Raw genomic sequence first — 13,040 nt, 5'->3', positions numbered from 1 at the left:
TCGTATGTTGAGCGCGTCGTGCCGCCGCGTCGGGGCTTGAAAGCCCCGCCTACCATCCTGCAGTCGCTGCGCGACGCTCCAGTCGCACCAGTGCCGGCCGTTCCCGGCGGCCGTCGCGCAGCGACGGTGTGACGGTAGGCGGGGACTTCAGTCCCCGACCGCCCGTTCCATGATGCTTCAGGGACACCAATGAACATGCCATCGCCCTGATCGGGCGAGCCGCCCGGGCTACTTCAGCAGCCAGTTGACCAGCGGCGTCACCAGCAAGATGCGGTCGCGGCACGCGCCGCTGACTCGCGGCAACGGCAGCCGTGCCGTCACCAGTCCCACATACTCGCGCGCCACCCGGATCACGAAGCGGTGATCCCGCCACCACGAGTCGGGGCTGAACGGATCGCCAGCGGCCGGCCGAAGCAGGCCACGCGGGCCGTCCGGAGCCACCTGCCGCCAGAGCGCCGCGACGCGCCGGCTGTGGTACTTCGAGGTGACCAGGATCACCGGCCGATCCGGAGCGTCCAGCGCGCCGGCGGCGATCTCCAGCTCGTCGGCCGTCATGCAGGCGTACTGCTGCGCCACCACAATCGCCGAGGCCGGCACCCCCTGCTGGATCAACAACGCGCGCCGCTGGGCCAGCGTCGGTCGGTCGTCGTCCTCATCGCGCCCGCCATCTGCCTCGAACCATTCGGGCACCAGGACAATGCGCGGCGCAAGCCCCTCACGGTAGACGTTCGCCGCCTCCCACTCACGCGTCGGGTAGCCGCCCGCCAGCACGACGACAGCCTGGGCCGGCTCAAGTTGATCCTCCACGATCAGGAACGCGCCAATCGGGGAGAGGGACACGGCCCCCACGGGCAGGAGCAACAGGCCCAGCGCAAGCCGCTGGAGCAGCCGCGTTGACGGCCAGGAAGCACGCCGCTCGGGGTGGATACGCACAGACACGCCGGATACTATCTCGGAGCGCGTCGGCCGGCCGCCACGATAGTCGCGCGGCCACCAGTACTCCTACAAATGTGTGAGTCAATCGATCATCATTTCGCTGATTCCGTATGAGAGTGTTATGAAACTCTCACCGGAACTGTTACGAGCGTCCCTGCACACATCGAAGGTCCGTTTCTTCGGATAGCTGCACGATGCACAGCGAAATCATCGCGTGCACGATCATGGCGACGCGCACATCGCCAGCCCGACGAGCACCATTGAGGAGTCACAGACAGCGCACATCGCACCGATAAAGGCAAAACGGTCGAAAGGCCGCGACGCAAAGCCACGGGTCTACCCCCGCAACGGGAACGATAGCCGGGCTACCGAAGTGGCAGCCGCTGATCCAGGACACGTCTATGGGGTGGTGGCTGCCTGTTCTCAGGCAGGACGTGTCTCAACGTGAACACCCCATCGCACCATCATCGTCCCCCCTCATGGGGCTGGCTCAAGCAGCTGGGCAGCCTCACCGCCCTGCTCGCCATCGTTGCCAGCATCGCCATGCCCACCACCAGCCCCGTCCCGCCGGTCCAGGCGGCCCCCGCCGCTGCCCCCGTGGCCGCGCCAGCCGACGCCCTTGCTGATTCCTTCCCGCTCGGCATTTTCGACGACGGCAACATGATCTTCGGCAAGCCGGCGAACTTCGACCGGCTCATCCGCGACTCGCAGGCCCAGGGGCTTGATACCGTCCTCTTCAACAACAACTCGGCCATCCGCGACGAGGCGATGCTGAGCGTCTCGGACAGCCTCGGGTTCAATGTGATCTTCGGCCCCCAGGCCGAGCTGCACTCCCAGTGGTACGACGTGGGCGTGCCCGCGACCATCGCGCAGGCCCGCACCGTCGTCTACCCGCTCGTGGACCGCGTCAAGGCGCACCCGAGCGTCAAGGGGTACAACGTCGCCGACGAGCCGCACAACGAGCAGACCGACAAGGTCCGCTACGCCACACAGGCGTTCCAGGAGCGCGACCCGGCCCGCCGCGCGGCCCCGCTGGTCATCGGCGTCAACCGCGGCGACCAGATCTTCGCGGCCTCCGGCGCCAACATGCTCCTGGCCGATGTCTACCCGGTCGGCGCGGACAACCCGCCCTGCAACTTCATGATGACCGGCTTCGGCTACCCAACATTCACGTTCGCGGACTATGTCCGCCGGATGAACGCGAACCGGCCGGCCAACAAGCCGCTCTGGCTGGTGCTCCAGACCCACAACGTCGGCACCGGCGGCGCCTACTCTCTCCGCACGCCCTCCGTGCCTGAGGTGCGCGCCCAGCACTGGATGGCGCTTGGCGAAGGGGCCACCGGCATCTTCTGGTACGCCTACAGCAGTCAGCAGGGCTGGACGGGCCTGAAGGACAACCCGACCCTCTTCGCCGAGATCGGCGCGCAGGCGGCCCGAACCCGACCGCTCCGCTCCACCTTCCTCGGGCTGCACCGCGTGGACGATCAGTTCATCACGTCCGGCGCACCGGGCGCGTACATCAGCACCATGACCACGGCAGACAGCTCGAAGCAGTACGCCGTCGTCGTGAACACCAGCAGCTGCTCGTCGGCCACGCCGATCTCTGTGCTCGCGCCGACGCTCTCCGGCCGCCTCAAGGATGTCGAGACCGGCGAGATCTTCGATCTTGGCACGCCGATCCCCTTCGAGCCGGGCGATGGCAAGCTCTTCGAGCTGGTGCCCTTCCCGCCGCAGGCTGGCCCGACCCCGACGCCCGCTGGCATGGGGCCGAACGTGGTCGTGAACGGTGACTTCACCAGCGCGACCAGCGGCTTCCCCAGCGGCTGGCAGGTGCGCCCGTCCGCAAGCTGGGATGGGACGGTCGGTCGGAACGCCCCCGGCTCGTTCAAGATCAGCGGCGCGTCGAGCACCTACTCGCAGTCCCCGCTGACCGTCCGTCCGGGCGCGTCCTACCTGCTGACCTACTGGATCAAGACCGAGAACGTCACCGGCCAGGGCGCCACCATGCGCTTCGTGCAGCTCCAGCCCTCCACGGCGATCCTCAAGATCCCGCCGCCGGTCAACGGCACCACGGACTGGACCAGCGTGGTCACCACCCTCAACGTGCCCAGCACCTGGGCCGGCGGCCGACTGGACATCCAGTGGGACATCGCCGGCGGCAACGTCTGGCTGGACGACATCGTCCTGGCAGAGCTGGGCTACACCGGCGGCACGGGCAGCTCTGACCCACCAACGGCAACCCCCACGACGGCAGCCGCCGCAACCTCCACCCCCAGCCCGACGGCCACCGCCACGAAGACGCCGACCTCGGCCCCGGCGACGGCCACCCCGACAAAGACCCCGACCGCTGCGCCGCCGACGGCCACGCCAGCGTCCGTCAACCTCGTGACCAACGGCAACTTCAGCACGCCGAACGGGACGTTCCCCGCCAACTGGCAGGCACGCCCGTCTGGCTCCTGGGACAGCACGACCGGCCACGCAGCGGCGGGCTCGCTGAAGGTGTCTGGCTCGGCCGATACCTACTCGTTCCAGGGCCTGCAACTGATAGCTGGAAAATCGTACAGGCTGTCGTTCTGGGTCAAGACCCAGGGCGTGGTCGGCAAGGGCATCGCGATGCGCTACCCGCAGACCTCGCCAAGCACCCAGATCTTCGGCCTGACGAACTACACCACCGGCACGTCGAACTGGACCCAGCAGACGGCCACCTTCACGTTGCCGGCGACCTTCGCCGGCGGCCGGCTCGACATCCTGTGGGATATGACGAGCGGCGCCGCGTGGATCGACGACGTGGTGCTGACGCAGCTTCCGTAACGCCCCAGCAAGTAACCTCGCCCCCGGCCCTCGGGACGACCTCACCCCCCGGCCCGCTGCGCGGCGGGCAGGGGGTGAGGGCAGGGCGATGGCATGTTGATTGGTGTCCCCGAAGCATCATGGAACGGGCGGTCGGGGGTTGAAACCCCCGCCTACAGTCACACCGTCGCTGCGCGACGGACGCAGGGAACGGCAGGCACTGGTGCGACTGGCGCGTCGCGCAGCGACTGCAGGATCGTAGGCGGGGCTTGAAAGCCCCGCCTACGCCGCACGACGACATCAACATGCAATCGCCCTGGGGGTGAGGGGCGTGTCGTCAGCGAATCACCACCAGCAGCTGTGCCCCGGCGATCCACAGAAAGGCGATCGCCAGCGGGACCACGGCGATCGTCAACCCCCGCGCGAACCGGTTCGAGCCGGCGTCGAGCACGCCGCCGGTCGCGTCCTTCAGCACCAGCAGGATCAGGACGACGATCACCGCCACCAGCGGCCCCAGACCGGCGTTCGTCGGGTCCGTCGTTTCGAGGAGGCGGGTCCACGGGCCGTAGGTGGGAAACATCAGCGTGCCGCCACCGGCGTCCGCCGCTCAACAATCAGCAGAGGCCACGACTGATCCTTGGCCGAGATCTCGGTGGGCGGGATCGGCCACTGGATGCCGATGGCCGGATCGTCGTGGCGGATGCCGCGCTCGCAGGACGGCGTGTAGACGCCCGTCGTCGGGTAGAAGACCTCAGCGCCGTCCGTCAATGCCTGGTAGCCGTGCGCGAACATCGGCGGGACGTACAGCGCCTTGCGATTCTCAGCGCTCAGCTCGATGCCGAACCACTGCAGGTAGGTCGGCGAGTCCTCGCGCATGTCCACGATCACATCGTAGATGGCCCCACGGATGCACCGCATCAGCTTCGCCTCGGGCGCTGGCGCAACCTGATAGTGCATCCCACGGACGACGCCCTTCCGGAGATTGTGGGACATGTTGACCTGCACGATGTCCGTCTCCATCCCCAGGGCGCGCATCTCGTCCACGCAGAAGATCCGTGCAAAGAAGCCTCGCTGATCGGAGATCGGCTCCAGTTCGATGCTGTAGGCGTCCTTGAGGCCGGTGTCGATGAACTTCATGCTGTGTTGCGGTCTCCCTCTCGATGGTCTTGGGCACGGCGGCGGCCAGTCGCAGAGCGGCCGGCTGCCGGGGTGAAGGTGAAAGCGGTTGGCTCAGACGAGCGTCGGGATGCGCGCAGCCGGACAGTCCGCCGGCAGCGGCGCTGGCGCGGCGTCCTGCGGCGGATCGCCAGATGGCTGCTCGGCGACGATCACGTACGAGCAGGGCATCGCCCCCCAGCGAAGCGCACTATCGGGAATGGCCTGGCTCGTCGAGACACCGTCGATGCGGTCGATGAGCGCATGTACCCCTGCCAGCCCGCTTCGGAACAGCCAGCCAAAGCCGTGGTGGTCAGCAAACGTCGATGCGTGGATGCCGAGCAGCATCACCAGGACCGAGAGCGTCCGCTCGCAGGCCTCCAGCGACTGCACGCGCAGACCGTTCCGCTCGAAGAGCTTGCGAAGGCCCGTGTGGGTCCAGCGCCAGTGGTCGCTCGGGATCGGGTGGTACAGGTACATCCCGTGCGTCGAGGCAATGACCAGCCCGCCTGGACGGAGAACGCGCCGCCACTCCGCCACCGTCGCATCCGGGTTGTCCACGTGTTCGAGCACCTGGGTCGAAACGATGACATCCGCCGACGCATCGGCGAACGGCAGGTGCTCGGCAGCGCCGCGCACGTCTGGGCCGAGACCATCGCCCGGGTCAACCCCGATGTACTCGCGGGCGTACGGCTCGAAGATCGGGAAATACGGCTTCCGCCCGGAGCCGATGTCGAGGATCCGATAGGTCGCTGTCGGCTCCAGACAGCGCGCCGCGGCAGCCGACAGCGTCAGCACGAGCCGCTTCAGGTGTAGGTAGTGGGCATCGCGCCGTGATGGCTCGCGGATGGCGCGCCCAGGCCAGCCGTTCGAGAGGCCGGCGCTTGTAGCGGGCGAGCGTACGGATGAGAGCACCAAGGAGGCTGCCTCCGGTGTGTCGCACAGACCCACCGCCATCAGGCGACGAGCCTGCCGAGCGCTGCGCGGTCAACGGCTACCCCACACGCCACCCCGACGCGCAAGAGCGAGGCACGGCAGACCGCCCTGCACGCATCATCGACAGCAACGGTTGAGGCTACCCAAGCATCCCGTCAAGAACTGTTTGAGCAAGCCTGTAATCCCACAAGAAGCCGATGGGCAGGAATGACGCATTCATTGTTATGATGAGTGATCATCACCATGAGTGAGCATTGTCGAATAGTATCTCTCATCGTTTTTTGACCATCTGCTCACACATCTTCAAGAGGTCGTCATCAAATCGTCAGTAGACATCATACTCATTCTCGTGAAGTCTCACGATGACTATGCAGTGTTTTACTATGATCAAGTACTGGGCGTATGTCAACGTGTTCTCAACACGTCGCCAGGGATGTAATCAACCGCCGACACACATCCTGTTCCTGCGGCCTCATCCGCGACGCTGCGGGGGGCGTGCCTGTCGGTCTATCGCGCTCGGTATCTCTACCCGATATATCGAACGCGAGCGGCTGACCTGCACGAGCGTCACCTCGACCAGAACAGGAGTGGTGCATGAGTCAGCGCACACTGGAACGAGAGCGAGATGAGCCCTGGGGGCGGCACGCGACGCCAGCGTCGCGCGACACCGTCCGCGAGCTGCTCGGCGAGGTGGGCGCCGAGCCAGGGCTCAGGACTGATCCGCGAGTCGTCGCCGTGGTGCCGGCCTTTAACGAGGAGCGGTCCATCGGCAGCGTGATCCTGAAGGTGCTGCCCCACGTCGACGAGGTCATCGTCGTCGACGATGGCTCGGCAGACGCCACGGCGGACATCGCGCACCGGGCCGGCGCAACCGTTGTCCGGCATGAGGAGAATCAGGGCAAGGGCGTCGCCTTGCAGACCGGCTTTCGCTACGCTCAAGAGCGCAAGGCGGACGCCGTCGTCACGCTCGACGCCGACGGCCAGCACATCCCGGCCGAGATCCCGAAGGTTGTGCGGCCCGTCCTGGACGACGAAGCTGATATCGTCGTCGGCTCCCGCTATCTGGAGCCGGCCAGCGACGTGCCGCTGGCACGGATCTGGGGCCATCGCGTCTTCAACTTCATCACCAACCGCTCGTCAGGCGTCTCCGTCACCGATTCGCAGAGCGGTTTCCGCGCCTTCTCGCAACACGCCCTGGAGAATTTCCGCTTCAGCTCGAGCAGCTTCTCGGTCGAGTCCGAGATGCAGTTTCTGGCCCACGAGCGCGGGCTGCGGCTGACCGAAGTCCCCATCATCATTCGGTACGACGATCCGCCGAAGCGCAACGTCTTCGTGCACGGGCTGATCGTCCTCAACGGCATCATGCGGTTGATCGGTCAGCATCACCCGCTGCTGTTCTTCTCGCTGCCGGGCCTGATCATCCTGCTGGCCGGTCTCGGCCTCGGGATGTTCGTCGTGGACCGCTACACCAACTACGGACAGCTTGCCGTCGGCTACGGCCTGATCACAGTGCTGCTGCTGGTGGTCGGCCACGTCTCGTTCTTCGCAGGGGTGATCCTGCACTCGGTCCGTGGGCTGCTGCTCTCGCTGATCCCACGTGGATCGCAGTAGCGTGCAGGTCGTCTCGCAGCCGCCCGCCAAGGCGGCAGATTCCATAACGCGCACTGGTGACGCCGGCGTCGTCGCCGCCAGTGCGAGCGTCATCATCGTGAACTACAACGGCGCGGAGAAGATCGAAGCGTGCTTGCGCTCGATCCTCCGCGAGGGCCGCCCGGCCACCGAGATCATCGTCGTGGACAACCAGTCCACCGACGGGAGCGCTGAGCTGATCGAGGCCCGTCTGCCGACGGTTCGCCTGATCCGCAGCGCTCGCAACGGCGGCTTCGGCTACGGCTGCAACCTGGCCGCCCAGCACGCCACCGGCGAGTACCTGGTGTTCCTCAACCCGGATACTGAGGTCCGGCCGGGCTGGATCGACGGGCTGATCGGCTCCCTGGAGCGCCACCCTGAGGCCGGCATGACGACCTCGCGGATCCTGCTGACGCGGACGCCGGACCGGCTCAACGCCGCCGGCAACGAGCTGCACCCGACGGGCCTCTCGCTCTGCCGAGGGGTTGGGCAGCCGCATGGCCGCTACCCACAGGACGAAGAGATCGGCCTGATCTCGGGGGCCGCGTTCGCCATGCGCCGCGCGCTGTTCCAGACGCTCGGCGGCTTCGACGAGGCGTACTTCCTGTACGTCGAGGACACCGATCTCTCGGTGCGGGTGCGGCTGGCCGGGTACACCATCCGCTACGTGCCGGCCTCCGAGGTGCTGCACGACTACGAGCTGCGGTTCGGCCCGAACAAGACGTACCACCTGGAGCGCAACCGCTACCGGCTGCTGCTCAAGGCGTACCGCTGGCGTACGCTGGCGGCCCTGCTGCCGTCGCTGGCGCTGGCCGAAGCGCTGACCTGGGGCTACGTGCTGCTGCTCCAGCGCCAGCGTGCGCAGGAGAAGCTGCGCGCCTACCGCTGGGTTGCCGCCAGTTGGGATGAGATCATGGCCGCCCGCCGCCAGACTCAGCAGCAGCGCCGCGTGCCAGACCGCGCCATCCTCGGCGTCTGTGTCCCCGACCTTGACTTCGGCCAGGTTGGCACGTCTCCTGCTGCCACCCTGGCCGCACGCATCTGCAACCCGATCTTCCGCGTGCTGCTCGGAGCAACGCGCGCCGTCGTGAGGTGGTAGTCCCGGTGGCTGGCCGTATGCGGATCGCCCATGTCACGGCGACCTTCCCCCCGTACTACGCTGGGACCGGCATGGTCTGCTACCGCAACGCCCAGGAGCTGGCACGGCTCGGGCATGACGTGACGGTGCTCACGGCAGCCTACGGCCCCGGCGACCGCGAGGCCCCCGAAGGTGTGCGCGTGCGGCGGCTGCCGCCAGCGTTCCGGATCGGCAACGCGCCGCTGCTCCCGGGCCTGCTCTCCCCTGAGCGCTTCGACGTGATCCACCTCCACTACCCGTTCATCTTCGGGGCGGAGATGATCTGGGCGCGGGCGCGGGCGACCGGCGTGCCGTACGTGCTGACCCACCACAACGACCTGATCGGGGATGGTGGGCGCGGCAAGCTGTTCGAGGTCTACTCCCGGGTGACGGCCCCCGTCATCCTGGGCGGCGCGCGCAAGCTGGCGGCCGTCTCGCTCGATCACGCGGCCAACTGCCGGCTGGGTGGCATCTTCCGGCGGCGCTGGAGCGATGTCGTCGAGATGCCGAACGGCGTGGACACGGAGATTTTCCGCCCGGACGCTGACGGTGCGAGCGTGCGTGCACGCCTCGGCATCAGCCCAGATGCGCGGGTCGTGCTGTTCGTCGGCGCGATGGACCGCGCGCACCACTTCAAGGGCGTCGAGTATCTGTTGCGGGCGCTGGCGCAGATCGAGGACCGCGACGTCATCGGCCTGCTGGTGGGCGAGGGCGACCTCCGGCCCGGCTTCCAGGCCGAAACTGACCGTCTGGGGCTGTCCGAGCGCACCAGATTCATTGGTGGCATTCCGCACGCCCAGCTGCCGCCCTACTACGCGGCGGCTGACGTGGTAGTGCTGCCCTCGTTCCCCCCAGAGTCGTTCGGCATGGTGCTGATCGAAGGCATGGCCTGTGGCGTACCGGTCATCGCGCACAACATCCCTGGCGTGCGGACCGTGGTGAAGCACGGCGAGACCGGGCTGCTGGTCGAGCCGGGCGACACGCCCGGGCTGGCCGAGGCGATCACCCGTATCGTGCAGGACCGCTCGACGCGGGACACGATGGGCGCGCGCGGACTGGCCCACGTCCACGAGCGCTACACCTGGCCGGCCATCGGGCGGCGGCTGGAGGCTCTGTACGAGCAGGTGACCGGGCGGGCAGGTCGCCCGGCCCCCGTGGAGGCGGTGGATGCAGGTCCAACGGCCGTCCATGCTGGCTGACCGCCCAGGCGCGGCGACGCACGCTGCGCGCATGGCCGTGCCCGGCCTGACCGACGGCTGGCCGACCCGCCGCCCGAGCCTCGCCTACCAGTGGGCACTCGACCAGGCGGCCCGGGCCGCCTGGGAGCACGGCGGCAGCCGCGTGGTGGTTGCCGATCACCCCCTGCTCGGGCAGGAAGCGATGCGCCGGCTGGGCGGGGTCTGGTTTGGGCAGGCCAGCCTCGCGCCGGAGGACGCCCGCGACATCGCCGCCCTGACTGTCGTCACGCGCGGCCTCTCCGGGCCAACCGACCCGCGGGCAGCCTTCGACACGGCCCTCTGGATCGAGCCGACGGCCGCCCAGTGGCCCACAACGCTGGCCAGCCTCTCGGAGCGGCTGGCCGAGCGCGGACAGTTGCTGGTCATCTGCACGACGCCCCTGCTCGGGCGCAACCTGCCCGAGCGAGCCGCCCCTGGAGCCGCCCCGGTCACCGAGCTGTTGAGCGGGCGGGCGGTCGCCAACCGGCTGCTGGCCCGGGGCTGGACCCTCGACGCGCCGCTCGGATTTCGGGGCGTGCGCGCCCTCGGGCTGAGCGTGCTGGAGCGGGCGGCGACCGTCATACGGAGGCCGGCGCTGGCCGACCGGCTGGGCGTCAGCGCGCGGGCCGCCTTCGTGGAGCGTGGCTGGCTGGCGCACCTTGGCTCGGTGGTGCTGCTGCGCGCGCACCCGCCACAGGCCTGGTCGGCGCAGCCGGGAGCCGCACCATGACCCCGGACCGGCCCGACGTGGGCCACGACCGGCCTGCCATCGGCCACGGCCAGCCCGACGTGGGCCACGACCGGCCTGCCCTGGGCCACGACCGGCCTGCCCTGGGCCTCGCTGTCGCGCGTCTTGACGCCTGGCTGGAGACGATGCGCGGTCCGTCCGGTTACACCGGCCCCGTCGCGCACTGGTGGCAGAACTGTCTGCTGTACACCGGCCCCGGCCTGGATTGGCGGTATGAGGGGATCATCCACGGCTACCTGACCCTCGCCTCGGTGACCGGCGAGGCGCGCTGGCTCGCGAAGGCGAAGCGGGCCGGCGACGACATTCGGGGCGGCCAGCTCCCCTCGGGCCACTTCGAGAGCTCCTGCTTCGAGTTGAACCCCTACACCGGCGGAACCCCCCACGAAGCCGCCTGCGACATCGCGTTGCTGGCACTGGCCACCACACTCCGTGAGCGCGGCGATGATTCCTGGCGAGCCTACCAGATGGCCGCCGAGCGGAACGTGCGGGTCGCCCAGCTCGGCAGGCTCTGGAACGGCGAGAGCGGCATGCTCCAGGACGATCCGTCCACGCCGACGTTCGTCCCGAACAAGGCCGCCACCCTTTCCGAGGCGATCCTCGCCCTGGCACGGGTCTCGTCGGACGGCGTCGAGCTGATCGAGCGGTACGCCCTGCCGATCCTCGATCACATTCGCGCTCACCAGATCGAGGACGGCCCGCAGCGGGGCGGCATCTGGCAGAATACCTACGGCTCGCAGCGCGTCGAGAAGCTGTTCCCGTTCTACGTGGCCCGCTGCGTGCCGGCCCTGGTGGAGGGCTACCGGGCCTCCAGCGACGAGCGGTATCTGACCAGCGCCCTCGAAGCGATGGAGTTCGTGCTGCGGTACCGCGATGCCGACGGCGGCTTTGCCCAGGTGGTCTACGCCGACGGCTCGACGAACGTCTACCCGCGCTGGATCGCCGGCGTGGCCGACATCCTGCGGGCCATCGAGACGCTGCGCCCACACGGCTACGAGGCGGACCTCGAACCGACCCTCTCCTGGCTGCTGGCGGCGCAGAGTCCATCCGGCGCCTTCCCGACAGCCGAAGGGTTCTCGGCGCAGACGGCGACCGGCCGCCCCACCGTTGCCCCAACCCTGCGCGACGTGCTGCCCGTCGTCGGCTGGAACGACAAGGCGTTCCGTTTCCTGACCACCCTGCTGCCGCCCGGTGTGCAGCTGCCGGGCGTCCGCTCAGAGGCGTACGAGACGGCCTGCGTCGTCGAGCGCGGGACCGGCGTCTGGGCCGAGACCCCGCGCCACCTGGAGCTGCGCGTCGCCAACGACGTGGTCTACCGCTGGGAGAAAGGATCGGCCTGGGCGACCATCGCCGCGCCGGATCTCGCATGGAAGTAGTCAGACGCGCACGACAGCTCCTGGACACCGTGGCGCTGCCGCTCTCGGTGGCGCTCCTCGGGGCGTCGGGCTGGCGCGCATGGCAGCAGTACCGTGCGACGCCCCCGGCCGAGACGCTGCCAACCCCCGTGACCGTGGACAGCGTAGCCCGAGAAGGCGCGCCGCTCGTCAGCGTCCTGGTGGCCGCCTGGAACGAGCGCGACACCATCGGCGCGCTGATCGACAGCTTCGAGTCGCTGACGTACCCGGCCGCCGAGCTGATCCTCTGCGCGGGCGGCCGGGACGGCACCTACGAGCTTGCCAGCCAGCGGGCCTCAGACCGGATCCGCGTGGTGTACCAGGAACCGGGCCTGGGCAAGCAGCGCGCCTTGCAGCGCTGCTACGCCGAGGCGCACGGCTCCATCATCATGCTGACGGATGCTGACTGCCGACTCGTGGACGAGGCGTTCCTCCGGCTGCTGGCACCGATCCTCCAGGGCGAGGCCGAGGTTGCCACCGGTCTCTCTGAGCCGGGCGAGGAGGAGCGGCGGGCCGGGCTGGTGCACTACCAGTGGCTCATCGACCGCTGGTGGCACCATCAGCTGCCGCGGGAGGGCGATGGCCTCCACGGGCGCAACTGCGCGCTGACCCGCGCCGTGCTCGACCGTGTCGGCGCGTTCGAGACCCACGTGCCAACCGGCACGGACTACCACCTGTCGCAGTCGTTGCGGCAGGCCGGCTACCGCATCCGCGTCGTGCATGACAGCCGCGTCGTCTCGGAGTACCCGGCCGAGGCCGCTGGCTACCTCCGCATGTACGAACGCTGGCACAAGAACCTGTTGATCCTCGGGCCGCGCTTCGGGGCCTGGATGGACGTGCGACGCGTCCTGACGGCCTTCGGGCTGTACGGCACGATGGTTGCCCTGCCGTTTGCCGCGCCGCTGGTCGGCCGCATCGCCCCGGCCGCCTCAGGCGTGCTGCTCGCGACGGCCCTGCTCCAGCGCCTCGCGCGGGCGAGCGCCGGCGCCCGACTGGCCGGGGAGCCCATCTCGTCGTCCCTGGTGCTGCAAGCCGCCCAGGCCACCGTTCTCGATATCACCGCCGTGTTCCTTGCGATGTACGCGACCCTCGATCCGCGACGACGAGGTCGCTGGTAGGCC

11 protein-coding genes and 1 riboswitch are annotated in these 13,040 nt (G+C 68.6%); of the genes, 7 read left to right on the top strand and 4 right to left on the bottom strand.

Annotated features, from left to right (window positions below; translation table 11 throughout):
* Positions 1–228: 228 nt before the first annotated feature.
* Positions 229–939 carry a YdcF family protein gene (locus IT306_25410; GenBank protein ID MCC7371782.1) on the bottom strand — a complete coding sequence of 237 codons (711 nt, stop codon included), beginning with the start codon at positions 937–939 and terminating at the stop codon, positions 229–231.
* A 284-nt stretch (positions 940–1,223) separates the two neighbouring features.
* Positions 1,224–1,309: riboswitch (cyclic di-GMP riboswitch) on the top strand.
* Between the two features lie 71 nt (positions 1,310–1,380).
* Between IT306_25410 and IT306_25405 the strand changes: the two genes are divergently transcribed.
* Positions 1,381–3,747, top strand: coding sequence for a carbohydrate binding domain-containing protein (locus tag IT306_25405; protein ID MCC7371781.1), 2,367 nt, complete (start codon positions 1,381–1,383; stop codon positions 3,745–3,747).
* Positions 3,748–4,063: 316 nt separating this feature from the next.
* Here the strand turns inward: IT306_25405 and IT306_25400 are convergent, their stop codons facing one another.
* From IT306_25400 to IT306_25390, 3 genes are all read right to left on the bottom strand, one after another.
* A complete protein-coding gene (locus tag IT306_25400; protein ID MCC7371780.1) occupies positions 4,064–4,306 on the bottom strand; it encodes a hypothetical protein in 243 nt (80 codons plus the stop codon).
* On the bottom strand, positions 4,306–4,863 hold the full coding sequence (gene rfbC, locus IT306_25395; GenBank protein MCC7371779.1) for a dTDP-4-dehydrorhamnose 3,5-epimerase: 558 nt from the start codon (positions 4,861–4,863) through the stop codon (positions 4,306–4,308). Before rfbC ends, IT306_25400 begins: the two co-directional genes overlap by 1 nt.
* 93 nt (positions 4,864–4,956) lie before the next feature.
* Positions 4,957–5,799: a class I SAM-dependent methyltransferase gene (locus IT306_25390; protein ID MCC7371778.1), complete on the bottom strand. Its 843-nt coding sequence runs from the start codon at positions 5,797–5,799 to the stop codon at positions 4,957–4,959.
* Between the two features lie 612 nt (positions 5,800–6,411).
* Here IT306_25390 and IT306_25385 point away from each other — a divergent pair.
* Genes IT306_25385 through IT306_25360 form a run of 6 tightly spaced genes read left to right on the top strand, consistent with a single transcriptional unit; the run spans position 6,412 to position 13,037 of the window.
* Complete coding sequence (locus IT306_25385; GenBank protein MCC7371777.1) at positions 6,412–7,428, top strand: glycosyltransferase family 2 protein; 1,017 nt, start codon at positions 6,412–6,414, stop codon at positions 7,426–7,428.
* Between the two features lies 1 nt (position 7,429).
* A complete protein-coding gene (locus IT306_25380) occupies positions 7,430–8,545 on the top strand; it encodes a glycosyltransferase family 2 protein (protein ID MCC7371776.1) in 1,116 nt (371 codons plus the stop codon).
* 17 nt (positions 8,546–8,562) lie between these two features.
* On the top strand, positions 8,563–9,762 hold the full coding sequence (locus IT306_25375) for a glycosyltransferase family 4 protein (protein ID MCC7371775.1): 1,200 nt from the start codon (positions 8,563–8,565) through the stop codon (positions 9,760–9,762).
* Positions 9,731–10,510 carry a hypothetical protein gene (locus IT306_25370; protein MCC7371774.1) on the top strand — a complete coding sequence of 260 codons (780 nt, stop codon included), beginning with the start codon at positions 9,731–9,733 and terminating at the stop codon, positions 10,508–10,510. Before IT306_25375 ends, IT306_25370 begins: the two co-directional genes overlap by 32 nt.
* Positions 10,507–11,901 (top strand): hypothetical protein, encoded by a 1,395-nt coding sequence (locus tag IT306_25365; GenBank protein MCC7371773.1) that lies wholly within the window; start codon positions 10,507–10,509, stop codon positions 11,899–11,901. Before IT306_25370 ends, IT306_25365 begins: the two co-directional genes overlap by 4 nt.
* Positions 11,892–13,037: a glycosyltransferase gene (locus IT306_25360; GenBank protein MCC7371772.1), complete on the top strand. Its 1,146-nt coding sequence runs from the start codon at positions 11,892–11,894 to the stop codon at positions 13,035–13,037. The genes IT306_25365 and IT306_25360 overlap by 10 nt, the downstream gene beginning before the upstream one ends.
* Positions 13,038–13,040: the final 3 nt, after the last annotated feature.

The sequence above is a fragment of the Chloroflexota bacterium genome, assembly GCA_020850535.1.
GTDB lineage: Bacteria > Chloroflexota > UBA6077 > UBA6077 > JACCZL01 > JADZEM01.
Note: the sequence above shows the minus strand (reverse complement) of the source record. Positions and strands in the feature narration are given on the sequence as shown.

What these genes read in the sequence shown, in the direction of transcription:
- IT306_25400 (MCC7371780.1), bottom strand. Translation starts at nt 4,306, where the DNA reads ATGTTTCCCACCTACGGCCCGTGGACCCGCCTCCTCGAAACGACGGAC.
- rfbC (MCC7371779.1), bottom strand. Translation starts at nt 4,863, where the DNA reads ATGAAGTTCATCGACACCGGCCTCAAGGACGCCTACAGCATCGAACTG.
- IT306_25385 (MCC7371777.1), top strand. Translation starts at nt 6,412, where the DNA reads ATGAGTCAGCGCACACTGGAACGAGAGCGAGATGAGCCCTGGGGGCGG.
- IT306_25375 (MCC7371775.1), top strand. Translation starts at nt 8,563, where the DNA reads ATGCGGATCGCCCATGTCACGGCGACCTTCCCCCCGTACTACGCTGGG.
- IT306_25370 (MCC7371774.1), top strand. Translation starts at nt 9,731, where the DNA reads ATGCAGGTCCAACGGCCGTCCATGCTGGCTGACCGCCCAGGCGCGGCG.
- IT306_25365 (MCC7371773.1), top strand. Translation starts at nt 10,507, where the DNA reads ATGACCCCGGACCGGCCCGACGTGGGCCACGACCGGCCTGCCATCGGC.
- IT306_25360 (MCC7371772.1), top strand. Translation starts at nt 11,892, where the DNA reads ATGGAAGTAGTCAGACGCGCACGACAGCTCCTGGACACCGTGGCGCTG.